At 33.5% G+C, this 26,918-nt stretch carries 24 protein-coding genes; 12 read left to right on the top strand and 12 right to left on the bottom strand.

All coding sequences use genetic code 11. The features are described 5' to 3' along the window. Both ACFQ1Q_RS03535 and tsaB read left to right on the top strand, forming a co-directional pair. Positions 1–1,314 (top strand): efflux RND transporter periplasmic adaptor subunit, encoded by a 1,314-nt coding sequence (locus tag ACFQ1Q_RS03535; protein WP_386128040.1) that lies wholly within the window; start codon positions 1–3, stop codon positions 1,312–1,314. After that, complete coding sequence (gene tsaB, locus ACFQ1Q_RS03530; protein ID WP_386128038.1) at positions 1,315–1,989, top strand: tRNA (adenosine(37)-N6)-threonylcarbamoyltransferase complex dimerization subunit type 1 TsaB; 675 nt, start codon at positions 1,315–1,317, stop codon at positions 1,987–1,989. Here the strand turns inward: tsaB and ACFQ1Q_RS03525 are convergent. From ACFQ1Q_RS03525 to ACFQ1Q_RS03510, 4 genes are all read right to left on the bottom strand, one after another. Beyond that, a complete protein-coding gene (locus tag ACFQ1Q_RS03525) occupies positions 1,986–2,798 on the bottom strand; it encodes a mechanosensitive ion channel family protein (protein ID WP_386128036.1) in 813 nt (270 codons plus the stop codon). The two genes, tsaB and ACFQ1Q_RS03525, sit on opposite strands and share 4 nt — an antisense overlap. 68 nt (positions 2,799–2,866) lie before the next feature. Further along, a complete protein-coding gene (locus ACFQ1Q_RS03520; protein WP_386128035.1) occupies positions 2,867–3,541 on the bottom strand; it encodes a hypothetical protein in 675 nt (224 codons plus the stop codon). Between the two features lie 129 nt (positions 3,542–3,670). Then, positions 3,671–3,871, bottom strand: coding sequence for a dodecin family protein (locus ACFQ1Q_RS03515; RefSeq protein ID WP_386128033.1), 201 nt, complete (start codon positions 3,869–3,871; stop codon positions 3,671–3,673). A 50-nt stretch (positions 3,872–3,921) separates the two neighbouring features. Continuing rightward, entirely contained in the window at positions 3,922–4,824 is a 903-nt protein-coding gene (locus tag ACFQ1Q_RS03510) for a NifU family protein (RefSeq protein ID WP_386128031.1), read from the bottom strand. Positions 4,825–4,958: 134 nt separating this feature from the next. Here ACFQ1Q_RS03510 and ACFQ1Q_RS03505 point away from each other — a divergent pair, with 134 nt between their 5' ends. The 5 genes from ACFQ1Q_RS03505 to ACFQ1Q_RS03485 all read left to right on the top strand — a co-directional run bounded on the left by ACFQ1Q_RS03505 (position 4,959) and on the right by ACFQ1Q_RS03485 (position 14,318). Continuing rightward, a complete protein-coding gene (locus tag ACFQ1Q_RS03505; protein ID WP_386128029.1) occupies positions 4,959–9,557 on the top strand; it encodes a choice-of-anchor L domain-containing protein in 4,599 nt (1,532 codons plus the stop codon). A 4-nt stretch (positions 9,558–9,561) separates the two neighbouring features. After that, positions 9,562–10,572 carry a PorP/SprF family type IX secretion system membrane protein gene (locus ACFQ1Q_RS03500; RefSeq protein WP_386128027.1) on the top strand — a complete coding sequence of 337 codons (1,011 nt, stop codon included), beginning with the start codon at positions 9,562–9,564 and terminating at the stop codon, positions 10,570–10,572. A 220-nt stretch (positions 10,573–10,792) separates the two neighbouring features. Next, positions 10,793–12,955 carry a histidine kinase gene (locus tag ACFQ1Q_RS03495; RefSeq protein ID WP_386128025.1) on the top strand — a complete coding sequence of 721 codons (2,163 nt, stop codon included), beginning with the start codon at positions 10,793–10,795 and terminating at the stop codon, positions 12,953–12,955. A gap of 96 nt (positions 12,956–13,051) precedes the next feature. Further along, on the top strand, positions 13,052–13,786 hold the full coding sequence (locus tag ACFQ1Q_RS03490; RefSeq protein WP_386128023.1) for a LytR/AlgR family response regulator transcription factor: 735 nt from the start codon (positions 13,052–13,054) through the stop codon (positions 13,784–13,786). Between the two features lie 16 nt (positions 13,787–13,802). Next, the gene (locus ACFQ1Q_RS03485) at positions 13,803–14,318 is read left to right on the top strand and encodes a gamma carbonic anhydrase family protein (protein ID WP_386128021.1); all 516 of its coding nucleotides are present in this window, start codon (positions 13,803–13,805) and stop codon (positions 14,316–14,318) included. Between the two features lie 33 nt (positions 14,319–14,351). On the opposite strand, the gene murI is transcribed toward ACFQ1Q_RS03485, so the two are convergent. The 8 genes from murI to ACFQ1Q_RS03445 all read right to left on the bottom strand — a co-directional run bounded on the left by murI (position 14,352) and on the right by ACFQ1Q_RS03445 (position 22,629). Further along, the gene (gene murI / locus ACFQ1Q_RS03480; RefSeq protein WP_386128019.1) at positions 14,352–15,131 is read right to left on the bottom strand and encodes a glutamate racemase; all 780 of its coding nucleotides are present in this window, start codon (positions 15,129–15,131) and stop codon (positions 14,352–14,354) included. Positions 15,132–15,197: 66 nt separating this feature from the next. Next, a complete protein-coding gene (locus ACFQ1Q_RS03475) occupies positions 15,198–15,731 on the bottom strand; it encodes an OmpH family outer membrane protein (RefSeq protein WP_386128017.1) in 534 nt (177 codons plus the stop codon). Positions 15,732–15,767: 36 nt separating this feature from the next. Then, positions 15,768–16,865 (bottom strand): OmpH family outer membrane protein, encoded by a 1,098-nt coding sequence (locus ACFQ1Q_RS03470; RefSeq protein WP_386128015.1) that lies wholly within the window; start codon positions 16,863–16,865, stop codon positions 15,768–15,770. A 149-nt stretch (positions 16,866–17,014) separates the two neighbouring features. Beyond that, complete coding sequence (locus tag ACFQ1Q_RS03465) at positions 17,015–19,588, bottom strand: BamA/OMP85 family outer membrane protein (protein ID WP_386128013.1); 2,574 nt, start codon at positions 19,586–19,588, stop codon at positions 17,015–17,017. Beyond that, complete coding sequence (locus ACFQ1Q_RS03460) at positions 19,560–20,300, bottom strand: isoprenyl transferase (RefSeq protein WP_386128011.1); 741 nt, start codon at positions 20,298–20,300, stop codon at positions 19,560–19,562. Before ACFQ1Q_RS03460 ends, ACFQ1Q_RS03465 begins: the two co-directional genes overlap by 29 nt. A gap of 2 nt (positions 20,301–20,302) precedes the next feature. Continuing rightward, positions 20,303–20,992 carry a type IX secretion system protein PorG gene (gene porG / locus ACFQ1Q_RS03455; RefSeq protein ID WP_386128009.1) on the bottom strand — a complete coding sequence of 230 codons (690 nt, stop codon included), beginning with the start codon at positions 20,990–20,992 and terminating at the stop codon, positions 20,303–20,305. Positions 20,993–21,090: 98 nt separating this feature from the next. Next, positions 21,091–21,969: an NAD kinase gene (locus ACFQ1Q_RS03450; RefSeq protein WP_386128007.1), complete on the bottom strand. Its 879-nt coding sequence runs from the start codon at positions 21,967–21,969 to the stop codon at positions 21,091–21,093. Positions 21,970–21,972: 3 nt separating this feature from the next. Next, on the bottom strand, positions 21,973–22,629 hold the full coding sequence (locus ACFQ1Q_RS03445; protein WP_386128005.1) for an acetoin utilization protein acuB: 657 nt from the start codon (positions 22,627–22,629) through the stop codon (positions 21,973–21,975). A 90-nt stretch (positions 22,630–22,719) separates the two neighbouring features. Between ACFQ1Q_RS03445 and ACFQ1Q_RS03440 the strand changes: the two genes are divergently transcribed. The 5 genes from ACFQ1Q_RS03440 (at position 22,720) to tig (ending at position 26,841) form a co-directional block, all read left to right on the top strand. Continuing rightward, a complete protein-coding gene (locus tag ACFQ1Q_RS03440) occupies positions 22,720–23,433 on the top strand; it encodes a pyridoxine 5'-phosphate synthase (RefSeq protein ID WP_386128003.1) in 714 nt (237 codons plus the stop codon). Next, positions 23,430–24,197, top strand: a complete 768-nt coding sequence (locus ACFQ1Q_RS03435; RefSeq protein ID WP_386128001.1) for an alpha/beta fold hydrolase — start codon at positions 23,430–23,432, stop codon at positions 24,195–24,197. Before ACFQ1Q_RS03440 ends, ACFQ1Q_RS03435 begins: the two co-directional genes overlap by 4 nt. A 3-nt stretch (positions 24,198–24,200) precedes the next feature. After that, positions 24,201–25,061 carry a class I SAM-dependent methyltransferase gene (locus ACFQ1Q_RS03430; protein ID WP_386127999.1) on the top strand — a complete coding sequence of 287 codons (861 nt, stop codon included), beginning with the start codon at positions 24,201–24,203 and terminating at the stop codon, positions 25,059–25,061. Between the two features lie 30 nt (positions 25,062–25,091). Further along, a complete protein-coding gene (locus ACFQ1Q_RS03425) occupies positions 25,092–25,442 on the top strand; it encodes a phage holin family protein (RefSeq protein ID WP_386127997.1) in 351 nt (116 codons plus the stop codon). Between the two features lie 76 nt (positions 25,443–25,518). Then, positions 25,519–26,841: a trigger factor gene (tig, locus tag ACFQ1Q_RS03420; RefSeq protein ID WP_386130146.1), complete on the top strand. Its 1,323-nt coding sequence runs from the start codon at positions 25,519–25,521 to the stop codon at positions 26,839–26,841. Positions 26,842–26,918: the final 77 nt, after the last annotated feature.

Raw genomic sequence — 26,918 nt, 5'->3', positions numbered from 1 at the left:
ATGAGTAAAGGACTAAAAATTACGTTAATCGTTGTAGCTGTGCTACTCCTAGCATTAGTAGGAGGAAAAGCTTCAGGATTATTCGGAAAAAAAGGAAACCTTAAGCAAGTTATTACTAAAGAAGTCGCGCTAAATGAGATTGTTGAAACTGTTTCTGCTACAGGAAAAATTCAACCAGAAGTTGAGGTAAAAATTTCTTCAGAAGTTTCTGGTGAAATTCTTGAGCTTCCATTTAAAGAAGGGCAACAAGTTAAAAAAGGTGATTTGTTGGTAAAAGTAAATCCAGATTTAGTCATGTCTGCATTAAACCGTGCGCAAGCATCTTATCAAAATGTAAGAGCAAATTTAGAGCAAGCAGAAGCAAACTTAAAACAAGCCAAGGCAGATTATGAAAGAAGTAAGAGCCTTTTTGAAAAAGGAGTTATTTCTAGAGCAGATTGGGATAGAGCAATTGCAACTTACGAAACTGCTCAAGCAGGAAAAAGCTCGGCTTATTATGGTGTGCAAAGTGCAGGAGCTACTGTAAATGAGGCGCGAGATAATTTAGGAAGAACAACTATTTACGCACCAATGAGCGGAACAATTTCTCTCTTAAATGTAGAACTTGGAGAACGTGTAGTTGGTACGCAGCAAATGGCAGGTACAGAAATTTTAAGAGTAGCCAACCTTAACAATATGGAAGTTGAGGTAGATGTCAATGAAAATGATATTGTAAAAGTAAATATTGGCGATACAACTATTGTTGAAGTAGATGCCTATTTAAAGAAAGAATTTAAAGGTATTGTTACAGAAATTGCGAATTCTGCCGCAGGAGCATTAGCAGCAGATCAAGTCACTAATTTTAAAGTAAAAGTTAGAATTATTGAAGAGTCTTATGCCGAATTAACAGAAGGAAAACCAGAATCATATTCGCCATTTAGACCAGGAATGACAGCGACAGTTGATATTATTACAAATAAGCGCGAAAAAGCAGTGGCAGTTCCAATTAGTGCTATTGTTATTAAGACAGATACAAGTTCGACAAAGAAATCCTATAGCTCTAAGCCAGTCTCAAACGATATAATTACTACTCAAGATGAAGAAAAGTTTGAATGCGTTTTCATTGATGACAATGGAGTTGCTAAACTCCGTGTTGTAAAAACTGGCATCCAAGATGATTCTAATATCGAAATTGTTTCAGGATTGCAAGAAGGTGATAAAATTATTGTTGGACCATACGACATGGTTTCAAAAAAATTGAATCCTGGTGATAAAATTGAAGATAAAAATAAAACATCTTCAAGTAGCTCAAAAGAAGACTCAGAAGAAGATTAAATGGCTTTAATCTTAAATATAGAAACCAGCACAACCAATTGTTCAGTCTCCTTATCTAAAGATGAGGAGATTTTGGTTTTAAGAGAAGATAATAATGCTGGTTACTCTCATGCCGAAAAATTGCATCTTTTCATAAAGGACGTTATAAGCTCTTCAGGGTTTTCAAAAAATGATATTGATGCCGTTTCTATTAGTAAAGGACCAGGTTCTTATACAGGTTTACGTATTGGTGTGTCAACAGCAAAAGGTTTGGCTTTTTCATTAAATAAACCCTTAATTTCTATTTCTACGCTCGAGGCTTTAGCGCATCAAGTTAAGATTGAAACTGGTCTCATAGTTCCTATGCTAGATGCCAGACGTATGGAAGTGTATTCTGCAATATTTGATGCAAATTATAATCTTATAAGAGGCGTTGAAGCTCAGGTGTTAAACGACGCAAGTTTTATTTCAGAATTAAAAAATGATAAGGTGTATTTTATAGGGAATGGAACTGAAAAAACAAAAGCACTTATTACCAACACTAATGCTGTTTTTATTGAAGGTAAATTGCCTTCAGCTTCAACAATGGGAAAACTAGCCAATAATAAGTACAAAAAAAGCGACTTTGAAGATGTCGCTTATTTTGAACCCTATTATCTTAAAGATTTTGTGGCTATAAAATCAAAGAAAATTTAACCTTGCTTTTGTATTTCAACTTGATGTGGGTATGGTATCTCAATACCTGCTTCATCTAGGGCTAATTTAACGTTTTCAGTCACATCAAAATATACTCGCCAATAATCTGCGGCATTAGACCAAGGTCTAACTGCAAAATTTACTGAACTATCTGCCAAGGCCAAAACATCAACAGTAGGTGCAGGTTCTTTAAGTATTAGTGGATGTGATGTTAAAACATTCATTACAACCTCTTTAGTTTGTTTGATGTCTGAGTCGTAACTAACTCCGATAACTAAATCTACACGCCTAGTGCCTTCAGTTGTGTAGTTAACAATAGTATCGTTAGATAGTTTTCCGTTTGGAATTATAATTTCTTTATTAGAAAGTCCAATAAGTTTAGTTGTAAAAATTTCAATTTCTTTTACACTTCCAATTTCGCCTTGTGCTTCTATTAAGTCTCCAATTTTAAATGGTTTAAACAACATAATTAATACACCACCCGCAAAATTAGATAATGATCCTTGAAGTGCTAATCCTATAGCCAAACCAATAGAAGCCAAAATTGCCGCAAAGGACGTTGTAGCTATGCCAACAGTACTTAATACTGAAATTATTAGAATTACAAATAATCCCCAACGGGTGAGATTTACCAAAAACTTTTGCAAACTTACATCGTGTTTGCTTTTTGCTAAGACGCGCTTAACGCCCCTGACCATAAACTTTATAACAATACCACCGACAACCCAGATAAGTAAAGCTGCAATAATTTTGGGAGTTAACGCTATGATTAATTCGTAACCTTTGTTAATCCAATCTTGTTTTTCCATGTATTAGTTTTTGTAAATAAAAAAGATGGCTATAAGTAGCCATCTTTAAAATTATTTATTTTCTACTTTTATAATGTAGCTAAGAATCCTGATAATTTTATTAAATCAGCTTCATCTTTAAGTGAGATTTTATTCTCTTTCATAAAACCTTTTATTTTTTTAGCATCTTTTGGATATGCTTTCAATAAGTCTTTTTTCTTAGTAGGAAACACTTTAATTACATTTCCTTTTTTTAGATAGTAATTTGGATCCTCTTCAACAAATTTTGCTGGCTTATCTTGTTGATAACTGGTTGCAGCAGGTTGTTTTTCATAATATTTAACAATCTCTTGCTTTAAAAGCTCATAAGAATCGCTTGAACTCACTACATTTAAAAATCCTCTTTTGGCAATTCCACTTGGCGTTGAAAAATTATAAGTTCTATAAATTTTATTGTTTTGTGTAAACATAACTTCATATCCTTTGGAAACATCTAAGGCAATAACTTTAGTTCCTAAATTAATTTCCATTTCACCGTTGTTTGCATTGTACCTTCCAGTGAATAATTGGTTATCGTATCCAGATATTCTAACAGGTAAGAAATTTTCATCAACGTAAGGCGTTCCATATGCATCGATTGCTTTACTTGCGTCAGAAGACATATATAATCTTTCAGAACTTGTATCTATTGTATACACACCTTGTGCAAAAGATGTTAAAGCTATCACTATTGTAAACACGCTTGTTAAAATTGTTTTTTTCATAGTTGTTATTTTTTTTAAAAAGATTAGTTTCTAAGTCAATATTCAAATCAACAAATAATAGATTGAAATAATAAATTCCTAGTAATATTTAACAATTAAATAACAATAATAGTGCCAAGTTACAGAGATTTACTTCACTTCAAAAGTTAATTTTAAATTAACTCTAAATTCGGTTACTTCACCATCTTTAACTATTGCGCTTTGGTCTTTTATGTAAACAGATTTAATGTTTTTAACTGTTTTTGATGCTTCCATTACTGCTTTTTTTGTTGCATCTTCCCAACTTGTGTTTGAGTTTGATAATACTTCTATAACTTTTAATACTGCCATATTTTTTTATTTTAAATTAATTCAATTTCTTTAAATATAAGAAATTACTACTAACCATTTATGGCATTAACTGTTATATTTTGGTCGTTAAGCATTTCTTTTAGCATACTTTCTATTCCGTTTTTTAAAGTAAATGTTGACGATGGGCAACCACTGCAAGCACCTTGAAGTAAAACTTCTACTTTTTTTGAAGTATCATCATATGAGATAAACTCAATATTTCCTCCGTCACTAGCCACGGCAGGTTTAACATATTCTTCCAATATATTTACAATATTCTTAGAGGTATCATCGAGTTTTTCAAATTGCTGTTCTGTTTTTTGCTCTTTAACTTCTTTTTGTTGAGAAATCGGTTTTGCTAAAACTGGTTTTCCATTTTCTACGTAAGATTTAATAAATTCACGCAATGGTGTTGTAATTTCTTCCCATTCTGCAACATCATACTTTGTAATGGACACATAATTTTTGTCCATAAAAACACTTTTTACAAACGGAAACTGAAACAATTCCATAGCCAACGGTGCATCTTTAGCATCATCTATTGAAGAAAACTCGCAAATCTGCCCAACTAAAGCTTTATTGCAAACAAATTTTAAAACACTTGGGTTTGGTGTGCTTTCTGCATAGACTGTCACAGCATTTTTTGGTTTTGTAGTTTCTTCTTTTACAACAGGTGCATCCGAATTTAAATATGCTTTAATCTGCTCAGCCACTTCATCTTGTACGTCTTGCCATTCTACAATACTGTAGCGTTCTATAGCTACAAAATTAGAAGCGATGTAAACCTTTTTAACAAATGGTAAATAAAACAATTGTTGAGCTAAAGGAGAGTTTTTTGCTTCATCGATATTATTAAATTCGTAACTATTATGTTGAGTTATAAAACGACTGGCTTCGAATTTAACAATAGCATCGTTGGCTGTAGGCTGTATAGTAATATCTGTAGAAGTCATTCTTTTTTTTGCAAAAATATGAAAACCAAAATCTTTACGTTATCTATTTAACCAAAGTTTAATGCCAATTTTAACTTATATAGTTGTTTAAAATTCTTAAATTTCGAACCCATTTAAAAAGTCGGGCAAATTAGATGAAATACAGTTACCCAAATCGTTTTTATAAACTACTTTTTTTTGTAGTTTTTCTTTTTGCACAAAGTCCTTTATTTGCTCAAAATATAAACATGCAGAACGGTATTTTTAACCGTTGTGCGCCTGACCGATTTTTTGATTCTGGTGGAGAATTTGGTAATTATAATTCTAATGAAAATTTTGAAATCACCTTATGTCCTACAAATCCTGGAGAAGTCATAATCCTAGATTTTGTAAGATTTAATACTCAAGTGGGTGAAGATATAATGACTATCTATGACGGTGATAGTACAGCATCGCCAGTTATTGGTAATTTTTCTGGTACAATGAGTCCTGGACGCGTAAACTCTACAGATGCGTCGGGTTGTTTAACCATAACCTATTCTACAAATGGCTTTGGAAATACAACAGGTTGGGAAGCAGATATTATATGCGCTACAGCATGCCAAACCATTACAGCAAGTATTGATAGTACAACTCCTGCCGTTAATCCGATAACCAATCAAATAAATATCTTGGCGTCACAAACGGTAAATTTTGAAGCGAGTGCCACATATTCAGATACTGATGCAAATGCAACGTATTTATGGAATTTTGGTACAGGTGGTACAGCTACGACATTAACGACATCTCACCAATTTAACACATCAGGTACATTTGATGTTACATTTACAGCATCAGACAATAATCCACTAGGTTGCTCAGACACACAAACTGTCCGAGTTGTAGTAGCAGACCCTTTTGTAACAATTAACAATTCTGCTTTTCCCGAATCTTTTTTAGCACCGCCAGATTTAATAGACGAAGTTTTAGTAACAGGTGGTTGTTCTGCAGTTGGAAATTTTATTACTCAAGTTTCTGGAGCACCTTTAGATAATCAAAATAAAAGTTACGGCTATTTTACACGTGGAGGAACTGATTTTCCTTTCGACGAAGGTATTGTTTTAACTAACGGTGTTGCATTTCAAGGAGGAAATACAGCATCTGCTCCTATTGTAGGAACTGACAATGGTTTCGGTGAGGACTTAGACCTAGAAACAGCTGTAGGGATAACTGATTCTAGAGATGCCACTTTTATACAATTCGATTTTACACCAACTACAGACAATATTAGTTTTAGATACATCATGGCTTCTGAAGAGTACAATATGAACGACGAATGTTCTTTTGCTGATAGTTTTGCTTTTCTGTTAAGAGTAGCAGGTAGTGGTGACCCTTATCAAAATTTAGCTGTTTTAGCAAACGGTACGACTGTAAATGTGACGAATATCAACGGCATCAGTTGTCCTGGAGCTCCTCAAAATCCAGATGCTTTTGCAGGATATAATCTTGGTGATACAAATTATGGCGGACGCACAGAAGTGTTAACAGCTTCGGCTGTAGTTATACCAAACACAACTTATGAAATAAAATTGGTTGTTGCCGATGCTGGTACCGATAGTATATTTGATACTGCTATTTTTATTGAAGCAGGAAGTTTCAATCTTGGTGGCGATTTAGGTGATGACATTACTTTGGCTAATGGTACAGCACCTTGTGGAGATATTGAAACGGTAACCTTAGATACACAAGCGCCAGACGCCACACATACATGGTTTTTTAACGGTATGCCAATTGCTGGAGCAGGAATTGGTTCTACTTTAGTAATCGATGAAGCTGGTACATATAGTGTAAATGTAGAATTTGCTCCTGGATGCTCTACAACAGATGAAATTATCGTAGAGTTTAGAGAAAGCCCAGAAATTGTAGCGACACCAGAAGACTTGGCAGGTTGTAATTCAACAGGTATTGCAGAATTTAATTTAGAACAAAATACGCCAATCGTATTTGGTTCTCAAGACGATACCCAATTTGCAATAACTTATCATAATTCTTTAGCTGAAGCAGAATCTGGAGCAAATCCTATTATTGCCGACCTCAACAACTACAGTGGTACTGATGGCGAAATTATTTTTATTCGTTTAGACGATATTGCAACAGAGCAATGTGTTTTAACAACGAGTTTTACACTTAATGTATTTAGCAACGTATCTGCTGAAGACGACATTTATGAGCTATGTGATAACAACGACGATGGCGATGACACAAATGGCGAAGTAGAATTTAATTTACCATCACGAAACCCGATTATTTTAGGTACCCAAAACCCAACACAGTTCACAGTAAGTTATCATCTTAATTTTGCAGATGCAGATAATGGACAAAATCCTTTGCCAGATATGTATACCAATACAACGGCAAATTCGCAAGTGATTTTTTCAAGAGTACAAAACAATAGCGCTATTGAGTGTTATGCTGTTTCAAGCGTAACACTTCAAGTTAATGAGCTTCCAACAATCACAAATAGCGTTGATTTGTTACAGTGCGATGATGATACCGACGGTATTTCAAACTTTAATCTAACTGAATCTAACGAACTTATATCAACTAATGCAGCGGCCGAAACATTCACGTATTACACAGATTTGGCAGATGCTCAAGCTGGTATTAATGCCATTACAAACGAGTTAAGTTACCCAAACACAGATCCATCAGCAACTCCAGATTTGTTATTCGTGCGCGTAGAAAATGCAAATTCGTGTTTTAGAGTTGCAGAGTTAGAATTATTTGTATCAACGACACAAATTCCTGCAGGTTTTGCTATTCCGCCATATCAAGAATGTGACGATACTCGCCTTGACGATAATATTACAGATGGCATAACTATTTTCGATTTTAGTAATGCAACTTCTCAAATTGAAGCTGTTTTTCCTCCTGGCCAAATTATCACAATTTCTTATTACGAATCAGAAGCAGATGCATTAGCTGAGACTAATGCTATAACTGACACAGCAAACCATATTAATTCGGCATCACCATTTAATCAAACAATTTATTTTAGAATTGAGAACGACACTGACAATTCATGTTTAGGTTTAGGTAATTTTGAATTAGAAACTATAAACCCGATACCAAGAACAGATACCGAATCTGTTGATATTATACAGTGTGATGACGTGACAATAGGTAATAATTCTGAAGAGTTCGACCTTACCCAAAATGAAGCTTTTATCTTTGATGGTGAACCCAACTTGGATGCACGTTACTTTTTAAGCTATAATGATGCATTAAACGATATTGTGGCCAATGAAATTATAACGCCAACAGCCTACATAAATACAAATGTAACAGAAACAATATACGTTCGTGTACAAAACAACTTGACGAGTTGTTTTGCTATCGTAGATTTTGATATTACGGTGAATCCATTACCAACTGTTGTGCCTGTTTCGCCTTTAGAAGAGTGCGAAAACGGAACCGATTTTGTATTTACTTTTGATTTAGGCGAGAAAAGAGACGAAATTTTAAACGGTCAAGATCCAACGCAATTTGATGTAACTTTTCATATTTCTCAAGCAGATGCAGATAATTTGAATAATCCGCAGCCCGATATGTTTGAAAATACTGCGAACCCACAAGAAATTTTCTTTGCTATAACAAATAACATAACAACATGTTCAAACAGTACTGGTTCATTTTTCATAGAAGTATTTGAAGGTGCGCAAGCAAATCCTGATGGAGAACCTTTAGATTTTGAACTTTGTGACGATGAATCTAATGATGGTTCTGAACAATTCGATTTAAGAACATTACAAGACGAAGTGCATGATGGTCAAGACCCAGATGATTATACTTTAACTTATCATTTTTCTGAAATTGATGCTATTGATAATGCAAACGAATTACCATTTTTATACGAAAACTTAACAAACCCACAGACTATTTGGGTAAGAGTGAGTAATAATATTTCACCAGATTTATGTTTCGAGGTACAACCAGTACCTTTAATTGTTAATCCTTCACCAGAATTTAGTCTTGAAGATTTATATATTCTTTGTACTAGTACAAATGGTTCTGAAGTTGTACCGGTGCCGCCGGTCATAGATACTGGTTTATCGGATGCTATTTACGATTTCGAATGGTTTTTAGACAACGTTCTTCTACCAACCGAGACCAATCCTAGTCTTGTCCCAACCCAAGGCGGAACATATACTGTCATTGTTACAGATACAACTACATCTACAGTAACACAATGTACAAACAGTGCAGAAACTGTTGTTTTAGAGAGCGAAGTACCTATTGTTGATGCTGAAGTTGTTTCAGAGGCATTTTCTGCTAATCATACTGTAGAAGCTACAACTTTAAATGTTGGAGATTTTGAATTTAGCTTAGATTTAGGTCCGTATCAAGACTTTGGAACATTTGAAAACGTGACTCCAGGAATTCATACGGTCTATGCTAGAGATATTAATGGTTGTGGTGTTGGTTCTACACAAATACTAGTAATGGATTATCCACGGTTTTTTACGCCAAACGGTGATGGAAACAACGACACTTGGAACATAGTAGGAATTGGCATACAACCTAATTCAAAAATTTATATATTTGACCGATACGGAAAATTGTTAAAACAATTGAGTCCGACTTCTTTTGGTTGGGATGGAACCTACCAAGGAAATTTAATGCCAAGTGATGATTATTGGTTTACGGTTGAATATGTTGAGCCGCTTACAGGCGAGACAATGCAACAAACAGCCCATTTTTCACTGAAACGATAAACTTATGAGATTACAAAAAATTTGTATAATAGCCATAACAGGTATAATGTCTTTCTTAGGATTCTCTCAGGAAGGTATGCCTGTATATTCAGACTACTTAACCGATAATTATTATTTACTTCATCCTTCAATGGCTGGTGTTGCAAATTGTGCAAAAGTACGTCTTACCGCTAGACAACAGTGGTTTGGTGTAGATGATGCACCAAGTTTACAAACATTAAGTGCGCATAGTAGACTAGGGGATGGACCATCTGCAATTGGTGCTATTGTTTATAATGATGAAAATGGTTTTCACTCAAATACCGGAGCGTATTTAACTTATGCTTATCACTTATTACTATCCCGGAATGAAGTAGATTTAAATATGATTTCTTTTGGTATGAGTGCCGGTTTTATTCAGTATAAATTAGATGAAACTAGCTTTTTAGCTCCAGGAGATTTTGATCAGTTAATTGCTGGGATTGAGCAAAGTGCTACCAATTTTAATATTGATGTAGGTATGTCTTATCACTTTTTAGACTTTTATGCACATGCAACGGCAAAAAATATTTTAAATAACGAAGGCATTAACTTTAATGAGCAAGGTTTTGAATTTAACAATTTAAGAACCTATTTGTTATCTATTGGTAATGTGTTTCAAAAATACGGTAGTGATTGGAGCTACGAGCCTTCAATTATGTATATGTACAGAGATGCCACCGAAGAATCTTCAATTGATGTAAATCTTAAGGTTTATAGAGAAATGGATTTTGGTAAAGTTTGGGGCGGATTATCTTACAGACGTAGTTTGGATGGTGCTCAATTTTTAGAAGGCAATTCTGTAAGCAGTCAAAAATTACAATATATCACACCTTTTATCGGTGTTGACTATAAACAGTTTGTGTTTGCTTATACATACTCTTACCAAGCCAATACAATTAATTTTAATAATGGTGGTTTTCATCAATTAACTTTAGGATATAACTTTAATTGTCGAAGAGAAAAATACGAATGTAATTGCCCTGCAATTAACTAATACAACAAGCCTCAACTTAAAGTTGAGGCTTTTTTTATAGCTGCTAAACTTTTCTTATAAAAAAACCAGACTGTTTTAGTTTACTGTTTCAATGAGTGTATGGTATATTTTAATGAGTATAATGCCCTTTTTAAGACTTAATGATATCTATAAATCTAATTTCTGATTTTTTAAAGTCGTATAAAGGCAGTAAGTTTATTAAAAATTAGGACGTATTTCTGTGCAAACCATTTTTAGATTCATATTTATATCACTGTTTTTAATAACAAATAATACTGAAGGTAACTGTCAAAACAACAGTAATCAACCTGAATATTTTACGGTACGCGGTTCTGTAAGAGAAGCAGAAACCTATGAACCAATTGCAAAAGCATCAATACAAGTCAATGGAGGCAAATACACCGTAACAGGATATGATGGCAATTTTAAAATCAATGTAAAAATTGGCGACCAATTAATGATAAGTCATAAAGAGTTTCAAACTGTTTATCATACTATAAAAAGTGACGACAGACTCTTAATAGAAGTAGAGCAGCAGAAGCCACAGCCATCCTCAAAATATTTACGCAAACAAAATATAATTGAATTTAATCAACTCATAGATTCTGCTGACACATATTTAAAGACCGATGCAGAACGTAGTGTGCAATTTATTACAGATGCGTTAGAAAAAAGTACATCTCAATCTCAAAATGCTGAAGCTTATTTAACGTTAGCCGATTTATACATGCATTTAAATCAATACGATTTAGCCATTGCCAATTACCGCATAGCACTTCAAAATGTTAATGCAAATGCTACAAAACTAAAATTAGCAAAAGCATTTTTAGCTGATGGACAATACCAAAATGCTTTAAATACATTACAAAATATCGCCGAAACAAATCTCAATAATTACCAGAAAATAGAATATTACGAGACTTTAGGAGATGTTTATTTGAAGCTAAAAAATCAAAAACGTGCTATTACAAATTACGAAGATGGATTGTCTGTTGCCAAGACTACAAATATTCAAGCAAAAGTAACCGATTTAAATTCCAAACTAGCACAAGCATATAATGCTGGCGGTGATGTACAAAAAGCTAAAAAGTTATTTAATAATTCTTTAAATCTTGCAGAACGACAGAGTAAAAAAAGAGGTGTCGAAGAAAAGGTAAAGGTCGCAGAATTTAATAGCGAAAACAAAAACTACGAAGGAGAAATACAATTAAGAAAACAGGTTGTTGAAGAAGTTAAACAAATCGAAAAAGATTCTGTGGTTGAAAACAGCAGCCCAATAACACCACAAAAGCAAAATTATAAAATTGGCGATGCTTTAACTAAACAAGGTAGATTTGAAGATGCCATTTTGTACTATGATGAAAGTATTGAAGAAGCTGATAAACGAGAAGATTTAGAGGTAAAAAAAGATGCGCAACGACGCAAAGTAGACATCTATAAAAACTTAGGAGAGTTTGATAAAGCAAAAATTGCTTTTGAAGAATTTATGGTTACAGTAGATTCGCTTTACATTCGCAAACAACAACAAATTACGCAATCATCAAGATTGGCAAGAAGTATAGAAGAAAGTAGACTGCGCGTAAAAAGTTTAGAAAACGACCGTGAGCTAAATCAGCGTAATTATGAAATAGCCGAGATACGCACAAAAAATCAGGAGATAATTATATACTCACTAATTGGCGGATTGGCATTGCTTTTAATCGCTGCATATTTTATGTACAAATACATCAAGCAGCAACGCTTAGCAAACAATTTACTGGCGTTAAAATCATTGCGCAGTCAAATGAACCCACATTTTATTTTCAACGCTCTAAACTCCGTAAATAGCTTTATAGCATTAAATGATGAGCGTACAGCTAATAAATATTTATCCGACTTTTCGTTTCTAATGCGTGCTGTTCTAGAAAATAGCGAAGAAGATTTTATTCCGCTTCAAAAAGAAATCGAATTGTTAGAATTATATACAAAATTAGAACACTTTAGATTTAAGGATAAATTTGATTATTCCATTATAATAGACGAATCTATAAATGTTGAAGACTACGAAATTCCGCCAATGCTATTACAACCGTACATTGAAAATGCTGTCTGGCATGGATTGCGGTATAAATCTGAAAAAGGAATTTTAAAAATTGAAATTAAAAAGAAGTCTGAAAACGAAATTTCTATTGCTATTATTGATGATGGTGTTGGTAGAGAACGTTCAAAATCTCTAAAAACAGACAATCAAAAGAAACACAATTCTAAAGGCTTAAGTAATATTAAAAAACGAATAAAAATCCTAAACGATATGTACAAAGATAAAGTTGATGTAACAATTAGCGATTATCAAAATGCCGAAGATGTTGGGACAAAAGTTGAGGTCACTTTAAAGAAAGATTAATTATGAAATGAGCCATAATGATTACTTCGATTTCTTACAGAAATGATTAGTGGCGAATTCCATCTGACAATTAAAGATGAAATAAAAAATAAACAGATGAAACTAAATGCCATAATCGTCGAAGACGAAAAAACAAGCCGAGATATTTTAAAAAATTACCTCTCTAAATATTGCCCAACAATCAATGTGGTTGGCGAAGCCGAAAACGTAAACGAAGCTTTAGTTTTAATCCGAAATAATGATTTAGATGTTGTGTTTTTAGATGTAGAAATGCCTTATGGAAATGCTTTTGATTTATTGGAGAAAGTTGGCGATATCGATTTTCAGACCATATTTGTAACGGCGTATAACCATTATGCTATGGATGCCCTAAATGCGCATGCATCTTATTACTTAATGAAACCAATTTCTATTGATGAATTAATAAAAGCAGTCGATTATGTCTCGGAAATATATGCAAAAGAAGATGCATTGCAAGACCAAGTATTAGTAACAAAGACCAATAGCGTTGAAGGTAAAATTACAATTCCGCAGCAAAATGGTTTTGAGGTTTTAGAAACTAAAAACATTTTGTATTGTAAAGCAGATGATAATTATACCGAGATTTATTTAAAAGACAATAAAAAACGACTCATTAGTAAAACATTAAAATATACTGAAGACGCTTTATCCGAGGCAAACTTTGCTAGAGTCCATAAAAGCTACCTAGTCAATGTTGATGAAATTGTAAAATATCTAAAAGGAAAAGGCGGAAGTATTGTATTGAGTAATGGAAAAGAAATCATGGTTTCAGCTTCAAAAAAATCAGATTTGTTAGCTTATTTTAAATAAAATTAAACCTGAAATAATGCCAATTATAAAGTCAGTAAGAGGAAAGTCGCCACAAATTTCAGATGATTGTTATATCGCAGAGAATGCAACTATTGTCGGCGAAGTTTCAATAGGAAAACAATGTAGTGTTTGGTTTAATGCGGTACTTCGTGGTGATGTACATTTCATTAAAATAGGAGATAAGGTAAATATTCAAGATGGAGCTGTGATACACGCAACGTTTCAAAAATCACCAACAACCATTGGTAATAATGTGTCTATTGGGCATAATGCTATTGTTCATGGTTGTACTATTAAAGATAATGTACTTGTTGGTATGGGAAGTATTGTTATGGACGATTGTATTGTAGAATCTAATAGCATTATTGCTGCTGGCGCTGTGGTTACAAAAAATACTATTGTAGAATCTGGTAGTATTTATGCAGGTATTCCTGCCAAAAAGGTGAAGGATATTAGTAAAGAATTAATTTCGGGCGAAATCAATAGAATTGCAGATAACTATGTGGAATATTCGAGTTGGTTTAAGGAATAATTGTAATACTATTTCCTATCGTTTCAGCATTTTTTAAAAATCTAAATAATTTACTTCAAAAGAATCTTCTACAAACGTTTTTAGTATGTCTACATCACTATTAGTGTAAAACTGAACAAAGCCATTTGTCTTTTCTTTATTTAATAAATCATTCGCCTTTAAAACGGCTTCAGTTTGTTTGGCTACCGCTAATCCTGAATCTATAATTTTCACATGACTAGGAAGAATTTCTTTTAATTGCGGAATGAGATATGGATAATGCGTACAACCTAAAACCAAATAGTCGATATTAGCTTTCAACATAGGTTCAATATAGCCAATCAATAGTTTTTTAATCTCATCAGAATTTTGTTTTCCTGCTTCAATTAAAGGGACCAAACCTTCACCAATACGTTCAACTACAGTAACATTTTTAGCATATAGGTCTGAAGTTTTGTGAAACAAAGCGCTGCTTAAAGTACCTTTTGTTGCTAAAATACCAATTGCTTTTGATGCACTTAGTAACGATGCAGGTTTAATGGCTGGCTCAATCCCAATAAATGGAATTTTATAATTTTTTCGAAGATAATCTATAGCATTGGTAGTTGCTGTATTACAAGCCACAACAATGATTTTGCAGTTTTTTTTAAGAAGTAATTCAGTGTTTTTAATACTTAATTGAATAATGTTTTCTTCAGACTTATTACCATATGGTGCATTTTTACTATCGGCTAGGTAGATAATTTCTTCATTAGGCAAAAGGGCACGTATCTCTTTAAAAATAGATGTGCCGCCAATTCCTGAATCAAATATGCCAATAGGGTGTTTACTCATACTTACAAAAATAAAAAGCCGCTTTTAAAAAAGCGGCTTTTAGATATTATTTTATAGAGTTATCAATTAATAACCCAATTGCTTCTTCACGTCAGCAGTAATGTCTTTTCCGTTAGCTACGATAAGCGTACCTTTTTCAAGAATGTAATCGTATCCTAAAGTTTTAGCTACTGCATTTATAGCGTCTTTTATCTTTTTTTGTACTGGTGCAATTTTAGCAATTTGTGCCTCTTGTACACTTTGTTGAATATTTTGCTGAATGCGCTGCTCTTCTTGATAAATAGCTTGCTTCATTTGCTCTAATTCTTTCTGACGCGCTTCGTTAACAGCTTGTGTTTGCGTATTTCCTTCCTTAGCATATTGCTGTGCTTTAGTCTCAAATGCCTTAACCATATCATCGTACTGAGCTCTAGATTTAGTTGCAGTTGATTTTGCGGCAGTTTCTCCAGCTTTTTCAGCTTCAGCAGCTGCGCTTAAGTAAGCAGGGTATGTTTTTACAATTTCTTGCGTATCTACATGTGCAACTTTAGATTGCGCTTGTACCATGCTAATTCCGCCCAAAAATAATACAGCTAATAGTAATGTTTTAAAATTTCTCATTTTTAATTTAGTGTTTACGTGTTTTTCTTTTTTTGTTTAATTGTCATCTTTCTTTTTGGCATTCGCTTTTCTAATAGAGTCGTTTTTGCGCAATTGCTCTAAACGTTCTTCTCTTGCTTTTTTGCGTTGCTCTAGTATTTTTTTCTTTCGCTCCTCTAATTCTTTTTTTCGTTCTTCTCTTGCTTTTGCGGCTTTGTTTCGCTTTTCTTCTAAAAGCTCTTCTCTTGTTTTAGTTTTTGTCGAATCTGTCTTGACGCCAGCTTTGGTTTTCTCTCCAAGTTTTGCAGTTTTACTTGCTGTAGAGTCTGCTGTTTTTTGGGTCTCTTCCTTAGGATTATTTTTCTTTTTACGAGCCTCTAATACTTTTTGTCGTCTCGCTTCAGCTTCTTTTTTCTTTGCTTCTCGAGCTTCTATTTGTTTTTGTCTTCTTTCTTCTAAAGCTTTTTCGCGATCGAGTCTTCTTTGTTCTAAATCTGCTTCGCGTTGTGCTTTTCTTTCTTCTAATGCTTGTGCACGCGCATCTTTTGAATCATCGATTTCTGGTACTGCTTCTTCTTTTTCTAACTCTCTACGTTCACGTTTATTTTTTGCTTGCTCTCTTGTAGAAGCTCTTGTGATGATACGTAAAACTTGTTCACTTATATCAAAACGCTCTGCAGAGTAAAGCATTAAAAAATCTGCATTTTTATCAAAGACAAAATCATATTTTTTGTTTTCTGCAATCTCTTTAACAGCAGCCCAAATTTGATCCTGTACAGGCTGCATTAATTGAGTGCGTTGTATAATCATATCGCCACCTGGTCCAAAACGTTTTTGTTGATAATCTAAAACTTCCGCCTCTTCAAAAGAAATGTCTTCTAGACGCTCTTCGTATAGTTCTTTCGTTAACAGAACTTTTTCGTTTTCTAAAGCTTTTTTCTTGATTTCAATATCTGCAAGCTGTTTTTCTATTTCAGATTTCCATTTTGTGAGTTTAGTATCTAATTGTGCAGATGCTGCTTGGTAGTCTGGTACGTTTTCTAAAATATATTCAGTATCAATATATCCTATACGTGCACCATTGACACGTTGCGCATGACTGCCAAAACTCATTAGACCTGCTATTGCCAATAAGAAAAGAACTTTAAATTTCATGTGATTGTTTTTTAATATTTTAAGTTTCGATGTTTTGAAAATTGCCATAATTAATTGGTACTATTACTTCAAATAAACGAAATATATTCTTAAAAATTTTAACACCACTATGAAATGTTATTATGCAATTAGAAAATATCGTGCCAAACTTAAAATTGTTGACCAATTATGAAGTGTGTTTCCCAACCATTTTTTTGTGATAAGCCTGGTAACGGGTCAAATCCGTGACCAAAATCTATACCTAATAAACCAAAGGCTGGCATAAATATTCTAACTCCTAAACCTGCAGAGCGCTGTAAGTTAAATGGATTAAAATCTCTAAAACTATTTACAGAAGAACCACCTTCAACAAATGATAATGCATAAATTTTTGCACCTTGACCAAGCGTTATAGGATATCTTAATTCTAATGAAAACTTGTTATAAATAGAACCACCATCTTGAGAAGACAATGATTGGTTAGGGTAACCTCTTAACTGTATTACTTCTCTACCATCTAATGCAAAGTTTCCTAGACCGTCACCACCTAAAAAGAAACGCTCAAAAGGAATTACACCTCTATCATTGTTGTAGGCTCCTAAGAAACCAAACTCAATACTTGGACGTAAAACCAATTTTTTAGCAACTTCTGCATACCAATCGGCTTTGAATTTTACTTTATAAAATTCTAACCATTTAAAACGCTCTTGGTCAATTTCTGCAATACGCTCTTGGGTAGTATTAGGATTTTCACGTTCCTCTCTTAAGGCACCATAATCTACACCATTAAATAATGAATAAGGCAAAGATAGTTTAGCCGAAACAGCAAAATTAGAACCACCTGTAGGATATATTGGGTCGTTATAGGTGTTGTTTCTGGTTAAACCAATTGTATATGATAAGTTGTTAGATGAACCGTCACCAAAGGTAAATAAACCTGTATTATAGTTTTGTAAATCGTAGTGTTGGAAACTCAACGCTTGCGATAGTAAGAAATAATCGTCTGGTTCTTTTAAACGTGTTGAAAGTCCAAAAGTAATACCTGTAATATTAAATCGTCTACTTCTGTCTGCTCGTCTTGTTTGCGGGTCAAATAAAAATTGTCTTGAGTGCGAAATAGAAGTAGAAAGTTGAAAAGGTTTTTTGCCACCTAACCAAGGCTCGCTAAATGAAAAACTATAAGTTTGAAAAAATTGACTTGCCTGCAAACGTAATGCTAAGCTCTGTCCGTCACCACGAGGAACAGGTTTGTAAGCTTCGCCATTAAAGATATTTTTTAATGAGAAGTTATTAAAAGACAAACCTAAAGTACCGATAAAACCGCCACCACCGTAACCACCTTGTAGTTCAATTTGGCTAGAACCTTGCTCTTCGACCGTATATTCTATATCCAATGTTCCATCAACTGGATTAGGGTTTTTAATATCTGGTACTATGGCCTGCGCATTAAAGAAACCTAATTGACCGAGTTCTCTAATTGTTCTAATAATGTTTGCTCTACTATAAAGTTCGCCTGGGCGAGTTCGTATTTCTCTATAGATAACATGGTCGTTCGTAATGTCGTTTCCTTTTACGCTAACGCTATTAAAATATGCTGGTTTACCTTCAGTAATTCTAATTTCTAAATCAATAACATTACCATCTGCACTAACCTCTACAGGATTTATAGTAGAAAACATGTAACCTGTATTTTGATAGACGTTAGTAATGTCTAAACCATCTGGTTTTTCATCATTAGCAATACGTTTTTTTAATTCGACACCGTTGTAGGTGTCTCCTTCTTCTATGCGCAAAATTTGAGATAAAAATTCATCTGTATAAACGGTATTACCAACAAAATCTATTTTTCCGAACGTATATTTTTCACCTTCCTCAACATCGATAACTAAGCTTATCGTTTTGTCATCAATGTATATAATTGAATCTTTTATAACGCGCGCATCTCGATATCCATTCTCTTTGTACTTGTCTATTAAGCTTACTAAATCTTCTTTATAATCTTCTTCAACGTATTTTGATCGCTTTAGTAAACGAAGTGGACTCAAGCTTTTTTGCTTAGTGTTTTTCATGGCCTTTCTAAGCTTTTTGTCTTTAAGCTTTTCGTTACCATTAAAAGAAATAGATTTAATTTTTACTTTATTGCCTTTATCAATATTTACAAACATATTGACACGTTGTTTTTCAACAGAATCGTTTTGTACTTCGGAAGTAAGAACACTTACTTTAGTATTTAAAAATCCCTTTTTCTTGTATTTGTTTGTAAGATAGTTTTTTGTAGTGTTGACTAAATTTTCTGTAACCTTTACTTTAGGCTTTAGATTATTTTCATCAATAATTTCTTCTTTCTTTCCTTTTTTGACACCTTCTATACGGACTTCATTTAATTCTGGCAAGTCTGAAAGATTTATTTCTACATCTACTTTATTATCTTCAGTAATGTTAGTAAAGTAAATATCAATTGAACTAAATAGATTTGATTTCCAAAGTTTAGTTACGGCTTCTCCAATCTTTTCGCCACCAATATAAACTTCTTGCCCTTTTTTAAGACGTGAGTAAGTAATTATTGTACTTGCATTAAATGACGTATTACCGGTAACGACAATGTCGTTAATAGTGTATTTATCTCCATTTTGCCCAAATGTATCTTGAGGGAATGATATTAATAGAATTACAAATAAAACGTAAATGTGTTTCAATGCTTTTGAGTTTATGCTTTTAAGTAAGCTGTTCGCTTGTTTTTCCAAATCTTCGTTCTCTTTTTTGATAGTTTTGTATGGCTTTAATAAGATGTTCTTTCTTAAAATCTGGCCACAAAACGTCTGTAAAATATAATTCAGCATAGGCAATTTGCCACAATAAAAAATTACTAATTCGTTGTTCTCCACTAGTACGAATTAGTAAATCTACGTCTGGTAAATCTTGCGTGTAAAGATGCTTATTAATAATTGATTCGTCAATACTTTCGGCTGAAATTATATTATTTTTAACTTTAAACGCTAACTCTTTAACAACATTTACTAACTCTTCTCGTGAGCCGTAGCTAAGTGCTAATGTCAACGTCATTCTGTCGTTATTTTTTGTTTCTTCAATAACATACTGAAGCTCTTTAAACGCCTTTTCTGGCAAATCTTTTAAGCTTCCTATGGCTGTTAGTCTTATACCGTTATCTTGAAGTGTTTTAATTTCTTTTTTTAACGATTTTACTAGAAGTTTCATTAGGGTTTGTACCTCTAATTTTGGTCGTTTCCAATTTTCGGTAGAAAAGGCGTAAAGTGTTAAATGTTTAACACCTAGCTCGGCACAAGCTTCAACAGTTTCTCTAACCGATTTTGTGCCACTTTCATGACCAAGTACTCGCATAAGACCTTGTTTTTTTGCCCAACGACCATTGCCATCCATAATTATAGCAATATGGTGCGGTAAGTTTGTTGAGTCTATTTGGTCTTTTAATTTCATGTCTAAAAATCGCAGTAACAGGGTTTTCGGCCAAAAGTATAAGTCAGTGTAAAACCAGAGAACACATACCAATCGTTACTGTTGGTATTGCCAAAACTAAATTGCTCTCTAAAGCTGGCATCTGGTACGCTACCGTCTAATTCATCTGAAAACGTATATCTAGCACCAACTTCGGCTCCTAATATCAAATGCGGACTTATAACATATTTATACCCTAAAACTATAGGAATGCCGTAAGCCCAACTCGCTGTATTTTCTTGTGTGAGAGTACCACTATTGTCGAAATAAAAATTCTCATGCCTTGCAACTGAAACTCCAGTATATAGATAAGGTGTGCCTTTTGAGGTTAAATCATGCAAATTCCAGTCAAAAAAAGTAAATTCCATTCCTAAAGACGCTTCTAATAATCCGTTCTTAAAACCATATCCACGCTGTATGCGTCTTGGGTCATCAGATTTGCTGTCTTCTACTTTTAAATTGGTATATGTTATTGATGCTCTAAAGGCATGTCTAGGACTGCGATTCCATTTTACCAAGCCGCCTAAAGCCAATTGATTTGGCGAAATATAACTTGTTGAACCTACATCTCCCACAAAATTACTTCCACCAGCAAAAATGCCAAACTCATAGATTTGGGCACTGCTGATTTGACTACTTAATAGACCTAAAAAAAATACCAGTAAATACCTCATAAATTTTTAAAAGTTTGCAAATATAACAATTAAGATTACTCTATAACAATTTGATACAAATTGTCTTACAGAAAACAGTATTTGTAAGGATTTATTGCCTAATTGCGTCTATCTTCTCCCCAAAGCATTTTTTTTCGGAGTGTGTCAATAAAACTTTCATTATGTAGCTCAACCATCTTTATATGAAAAGGGGCTTTTTTAATTTTTACGGTTTCGGTGTTCGATAAAGTTATAATCCGAGAATCTAGAGATAATAGAAATTGATTTTCGCGACCGCTAACATTTAATTTTACCGAAGTTTTATCAGGAATCACAAGTGGTCGTGCATTTAAATTATGTGGTGCGATAGGAGTTAAAACAAAACTTCCAGCATCTGGCGAAATAACTGGTCCGCCACAACTTAAAGAATATCCTGTAGAGCCTGTTGGTGTTGCTAAAATTAATCCGTCTGCCCAATAAGAGGTTAAGTACTCATCATCTAAATGGGTTTTTACAGTAATCATTGAAGTTGTGTTCTTTCGGCTTATGGTGATTTCATTTAGTGCAAAATTGGTCTGTTTAAGTTCTTCATTTTCAGAATCTACTTCGACAGATAATAAAGAACGCTCACTAATAGTATAACTTCCATCAAACACATCATTTAGTGCATCTGCAATCTCATTGGTTTGTATCGTTGCTAAAAATCCTAGCCTTCCCGTATTAATCCCAACTATTTTAATGTTTAAATCTCGCACATAAGTAACAGCTCTTAAAATAGTACCATCGCCGCCGATACTGATTAATAAATCATAACTGTTATCTAAGCTAGAAAAAATGCCTAATGACCAGTCATTATGATACTTAGGCTTTTGAAGTTTTAAAAATTGCTCTTCTACAAATATTTCAGCTTTATGAGCACTGAGATGCTCAACTAAAAGCACAAATGCTTCGTTGTTTTTCTCATTTTCAAAACTCTGACCATAAATAGCAACTTTCATAGTTTACATATTTAAATATTTGTCTAAATACTTTGAGCGATCTTTTAAACTTTTTAAATATGTGTCGTCCTCATGACCTGCAATAATATTGTAGCTGTAACGTCTAAAAGTTTGCGTCACATCATTAAGGCTGGTATTGCCAATTTTTAAGGTAATTTGCGCTAAATCGTTTTCGGTTTTCGAAATAAAAGCGCCTAATAGCTTTGCGTTGTTAGATTCAACAATTTGGCTAATTTCACTAAACGAATAATCCTGAAGTCCTTTTTCAACAATCAAAATTCCGCCAGGCTCAGAAAAGAAAGGTGTTTCGTTAAACAAGTGAATAATATCATTAAGCTCATAGTAGCCCAAATACTTATTTTCAGGACTTAAAATAGGCATAATGTTACTGTTGTTTTGTGCAAATGCTTCTAAAACATCTAACCAATTGGTAGTGCTTCTAACATAAAAACCTTCAGCAGTATAACTACAATCCGAAATTAATTTTTTAGCTTCAAAACAATGCGCATCTGTTTCTGGAATACAACCCAAATACACATCACCGTTTTTTATAGGAATGTGAGAATAGGTTAATTGATTAAACAACTGCTGTAAATCACCAATAGTATCTGTGATTTGTAAAGGTTTAATATCGTTAATTATATAATCTTGTAGTTGCATAAATCAATTTATAAGGTTCTGCAAATTAATTAAAAATAAACAGAATTTGCGTGTTCTACTTTGTATTTTTGTCTTTAAAACCAAAGAGAAATGACAAAACTCAGTGTTAATATTAATAAAATTGCAACCTTAAGAAATAGTCGTGGTGGCGATGTGCCAAATGTGGTCAATTTTGCAAAAGATGTACAGCGTTTTGGAGCTGAAGGCGTCACAATACATCCAAGACCAGATGAGCGTCATATTCGATATCAGGATGCTCGAGATTTAGTATCTGTCGTACATACCGAATATAATATTGAGGGCAATCCTATACCAAAGTTTATAGATTTGGTATTAGAAACCAAGCCAACACAAGTCACCTTGGTGCCAGATAGTGTCGATGCCATAACCTCAAATGCAGGTTGGGATACTATAAAGCATAAAGACTTTTTGGTTGAAGTTATTTCGGAATTTAAGAGAAACAACATCAGAACTTCGATTTTTGTTGACCCGGATTTAAAACAAATTGAAGGAGCAAAACACACAGGAACAGACCGTATAGAATTATATACCGAAGCTTTTGCCCACGAGTATTCACTAGGCAATGAAGATGCCATAAAACCTTATGCAGATTGTGCAAAACTTGCCAATCAATTGGCTTTAGGTGTTAATGCAGGACACGATTTGTCATTAGATAATATTAAATTTTTTAAAAATAATATTGAAGGTCTTTTAGAAGTCTCTATTGGTCATGCCTTAATTTCTGAAAGTTTGTACATGGGAATTGAAAATGTTATTCAAATGTATTTGCATAGATTATCATGATTCTACACAGCAACATCATCGGTAACGGTAAGCCATTTGTTATACTCCATGGGTTTTTAGGTATGGGCGACAATTGGAAAACTTTGGCGCGTCAGTTTTCAGAGTTGGATTATCAAATCCATTTGGTAGATCAGCGCAATCACGGACGTAGTTTTCATTCTGATGAATTTGATTATGATGTTTTAGCTGAAGATTTAAAAAATTATTGCGACGAGCATCAACTTGAAAATATCGTATTATTAGGTCATTCTATGGGTGGAAAAACGGCAATGTTATTTGCTGCAAAATATCCGGATTTGGTTGAAAAATTAATTGTTGCAGATATTTCACCACGATATTATCCTGTGCATCATGATGCTATTTTAGAAGGCTTATCTCAGTTAGATTTTTCAGAAATAAAAACTAGAGGCGAAGCCGATAAAGCATTATCAAACTATGTTTCAGAAATTGGAACACGTATGTTTTTATTGAAAAATTTATATTGGGTAGAAAAAGGAAAATTAGGATTACGTATTAATCTTCCTATTTTAAAAGCAGAAGTTTCCGAAGTTGGTGAAGCTCTACCAATACATGCCACTTTTTCAAAACCAACATTATTTCTACGCGGAGATAGATCCGAATACATTGGTCCAACAGACGAAGGTTTAATCAATCGCCACTTTACAGATGCCAATATTAAAACAGTAAGCAATGCAGGTCATTGGTTACATGCTGAGAATCCTCAAGAATTCTTTGATTTTGTTGTTCAATTTTTAGATGAATAGATTATGTCTAGACCACAGTTTTTAAGAGATTTTTGGTATGGTTTATCATCTAATCAGCGATTTTTAATTCGCAAATTATACTATTTTCCTGCCGATTTAAGAGATAAATTTTTAGGAAAAACACATAAATATGTACCATCTCGTGGCGATATTTATACAGGTTCGCCAGCAAGCGCAACCGAATACATTAAGCAAGGCGAATTACATCTACAACATTTAAAGCAATACATAGACCTTCAGCCAGACGATAAAGTTTTAGATATTGGAAGCGGCGTTGGACGTTCAGCCATAGCGCTTTCAACATATATCAATCAAAATGGTTCTTACGATGGTTTCGATGTCGTAAAACAAGGTGTCGATTGGTGTAATAATCGGTTGGGAAAGGATTTCCCGAATTTCAATTTTAAATACGTTCCGCTTTTTAATGATTTGTATAACACGTCGACCTTAAAAGCGACGGAATTTCAATTTCCTTATGAAGATGCGTCTTTTAATAAAGTGTTTTCAGTGTCCTTGTTTACGCATATGACTATTGATGAAATTCAACATTACCTTCATCAAATTTATCGTGTTTTAAAATCTGGCGGCTATTGTTTTTCAACATTTTTTCTTTTTGATGAAACGGATGAAGCGCATATTTCGATACAAAAAGATTTCAATTTTCCGCATAAATTTAAAGATTACCGTTTAATGAATCCTAATGTAGTTTCAGGAAATATCACAATTCATAAAACCAAATTAAAAAGCATGATTACCGAGGCTAATTTAGAATTGGTTACTATTGTTGATGGCTTTTGGAGAGGACAAAATGAAGTAGAAGATAGAAATGAATATCAAGATATTGTTGTCTTCAAAAAAACGTAACTTTAAACAACTAATTAAAAATCTTTCATTATGAATTTAATCATCCGTTTACTCATTAACGCTTTCGCGGTTTTTGTATTAGCACATTTTTTAAGCGGCGTTGCTGTAGATGGCTATGTTGGTGCCATTATTGTAGCTGTTGTGCTTTCAATTTTAAATCTTTTGGTTAAACCAATTTTAGTGGTATTAACTTTGCCAGTCACCTTAATAACGTTAGGATTATTTTTGCTGGTCATTAATGCATTAATAATTCTACTCGCCGATAAATTAATTGATGGATTTGCAGTATCTAGTTTTTGGACGGCGTTGCTATTTAGTATATTACTATCTATTTTACAATCGATACTTCAAGCAGTGTTCTCCGACGCTAAAAAGAGCTAAAAATCAATACCTTAAAACTATTGTTGGGTTGCAAAAAAATATGTACTTTTGCAGCCCAATTTTAGATTGTATTACAATGAATATTACAAGAGAAAACATTGATGCGTTAAACGCAGTTGTTAAAGTAGATATCGCTAAAGAAGATTACAGCGATAAAGTAGAAAAAATCTTATCAGATTATCGTAAATCTGCAAACATCCCAGGTTTTAGAAAAGGGCACGTGCCAATGGGAATGGTTAAAAAGCAATACGGAAAAGCCGTTTTGGTAGATGAGGTCAATAAATTATTACAAGATGCTCTTGGTAAGTATTTAGTTGAAGAAAAGCTTGACGTTTTAGGTAATCCGTTACCAAAAGCTCAAGACGATTTAGATTGGGATGCAGATGCGTTTTCTTTCGAATTTGAATTAGGTCTTGCTCCAGAATTCGATGTAAAGCTTAAAGGTAAAAAAGCCATCACGCATTATAATATCGTTGCAGACGATAAAATGATAGACAACCAAGTTGAAACAATCCGTAAGCAATATGGTAAAATCGTTTCTCAAAACGAGGTGACTGAAAATTCTGAAGTGACAGGAAAGTTCACTAACGAAGAAGCAGGCATTGATAATGTAGCAACCTTTGAGGTTAGTAAAATAAAAGGAAAAACAAATCTTAAGAAATTTGTTGGGGCTAAAGTTGGTGACTTCATTACAGTTAAAACTAAAAATTTATTCGAAGACGCTCATGATTTGATGACATACTTAAAGGTATCTCACGATGATGCTCACGACTTAAATGTTGAAGTAACTTTTGAAGTTTCTGAAATTAACGAGCGCGAATTAGCAGATTTAGACCAAGAGCTATTCGATAAATTATTTGGAAAAGATGTCGTAACATCTGTTACCGAATTAAAACAAAAAATAAAAGAAGATTCTGAAAAGCAATTTGCACAGCAAGGTGACCAAAAGTTATTAAATGATGTAACTGAGTATTTGGTAGAAAGCACAAAGTTTGATTTACCAGCAGAATTTCTTCAAAAATGGATGCAAACCGCAGGTGAAGAGCCAATGTCTGAGGAGCAAGCTAAAGAAGAATACGAGAAGTCTGAAAAAAGTATGCGTTACCAATTAATAGAAGGTAAACTAATCACAGACCACAAATTGCAAGTGCAGTTTGAAGATTTAAAAGCATACGCCATACAAATGATAAAAGGGCAAATGGCACAGTTTGGTCAAATGAACCCAACAGAAAAAGAATTGGAAGATATTGCAGCTCGTATTTTATCAAATAAAGATGAAGTAAAACGTTTATCAGAGCAGCTTATGAGCCAAAAGCTTTTAGAATTATACAAGAACGAAGCTAATCTCAAAACAAAAGAGATTACTTATGATGATTTTGTAAAAGAATTTTACAGCTAAATAAACTGCAATTAAAATTGTATCTTTAAGGCGTAATTTCGAAAGATTTTACGCCTTTTTGATGATAAAATTTTGCT

The organism is Winogradskyella litorisediminis, assembly GCF_042675765.1.
In the GTDB taxonomy this organism is placed as follows: domain Bacteria; phylum Bacteroidota; class Bacteroidia; order Flavobacteriales; family Flavobacteriaceae; genus Winogradskyella; species Winogradskyella litorisediminis.
Note: the sequence above shows the minus strand (reverse complement) of the source record. Positions and strands in the feature narration are given on the sequence as shown.

Excerpts from the sequence above, each read along its gene's own strand:
- ACFQ1Q_RS03490 (WP_386128023.1), top strand. The coding sequence starts at position 13,052 with ATGAAACTAAATGCCATAATCGTCGAAGACGAAAAAACAAGCCGAGAT.
- ACFQ1Q_RS03505 (WP_386128029.1), top strand. The coding sequence starts at position 4,959 with ATGAAATACAGTTACCCAAATCGTTTTTATAAACTACTTTTTTTTGTA.
- ACFQ1Q_RS03440 (WP_386128003.1), top strand. The coding sequence starts at position 22,720 with ATGACAAAACTCAGTGTTAATATTAATAAAATTGCAACCTTAAGAAAT.
- ACFQ1Q_RS03445 (WP_386128005.1), bottom strand. The coding sequence starts at position 22,629 with ATGCAACTACAAGATTATATAATTAACGATATTAAACCTTTACAAATC.
- ACFQ1Q_RS03470 (WP_386128015.1), bottom strand. The coding sequence starts at position 16,865 with ATGAAATTTAAAGTTCTTTTCTTATTGGCAATAGCAGGTCTAATGAGT.
- ACFQ1Q_RS03485 (WP_386128021.1), top strand. The coding sequence starts at position 13,803 with ATGCCAATTATAAAGTCAGTAAGAGGAAAGTCGCCACAAATTTCAGAT.
- tig (WP_386130146.1), top strand. The coding sequence starts at position 25,519 with ATGAATATTACAAGAGAAAACATTGATGCGTTAAACGCAGTTGTTAAA.
- ACFQ1Q_RS03520 (WP_386128035.1), bottom strand. The coding sequence starts at position 3,541 with ATGAAAAAAACAATTTTAACAAGCGTGTTTACAATAGTGATAGCTTTA.
- ACFQ1Q_RS03450 (WP_386128007.1), bottom strand. The coding sequence starts at position 21,969 with ATGAAAGTTGCTATTTATGGTCAGAGTTTTGAAAATGAGAAAAACAAC.
- ACFQ1Q_RS03515 (WP_386128033.1), bottom strand. The coding sequence starts at position 3,871 with ATGGCAGTATTAAAAGTTATAGAAGTATTATCAAACTCAAACACAAGT.
- ACFQ1Q_RS03535 (WP_386128040.1), top strand. The coding sequence starts at position 1 with ATGAGTAAAGGACTAAAAATTACGTTAATCGTTGTAGCTGTGCTACTC.
- ACFQ1Q_RS03475 (WP_386128017.1), bottom strand. The coding sequence starts at position 15,731 with ATGAGAAATTTTAAAACATTACTATTAGCTGTATTATTTTTGGGCGGA.
- porG (WP_386128009.1), bottom strand. The coding sequence starts at position 20,992 with ATGAGGTATTTACTGGTATTTTTTTTAGGTCTATTAAGTAGTCAAATC.
- ACFQ1Q_RS03500 (WP_386128027.1), top strand. The coding sequence starts at position 9,562 with ATGAGATTACAAAAAATTTGTATAATAGCCATAACAGGTATAATGTCT.
- ACFQ1Q_RS03430 (WP_386127999.1), top strand. The coding sequence starts at position 24,201 with ATGTCTAGACCACAGTTTTTAAGAGATTTTTGGTATGGTTTATCATCT.
- ACFQ1Q_RS03525 (WP_386128036.1), bottom strand. The coding sequence starts at position 2,798 with ATGGAAAAACAAGATTGGATTAACAAAGGTTACGAATTAATCATAGCG.
- ACFQ1Q_RS03425 (WP_386127997.1), top strand. The coding sequence starts at position 25,092 with ATGAATTTAATCATCCGTTTACTCATTAACGCTTTCGCGGTTTTTGTA.
- murI (WP_386128019.1), bottom strand. The coding sequence starts at position 15,131 with ATGAGTAAACACCCTATTGGCATATTTGATTCAGGAATTGGCGGCACA.
- ACFQ1Q_RS03460 (WP_386128011.1), bottom strand. The coding sequence starts at position 20,300 with ATGAAATTAAAAGACCAAATAGACTCAACAAACTTACCGCACCATATT.
- ACFQ1Q_RS03510 (WP_386128031.1), bottom strand. The coding sequence starts at position 4,824 with ATGACTTCTACAGATATTACTATACAGCCTACAGCCAACGATGCTATT.
- tsaB (WP_386128038.1), top strand. The coding sequence starts at position 1,315 with ATGGCTTTAATCTTAAATATAGAAACCAGCACAACCAATTGTTCAGTC.
- ACFQ1Q_RS03435 (WP_386128001.1), top strand. The coding sequence starts at position 23,430 with ATGATTCTACACAGCAACATCATCGGTAACGGTAAGCCATTTGTTATA.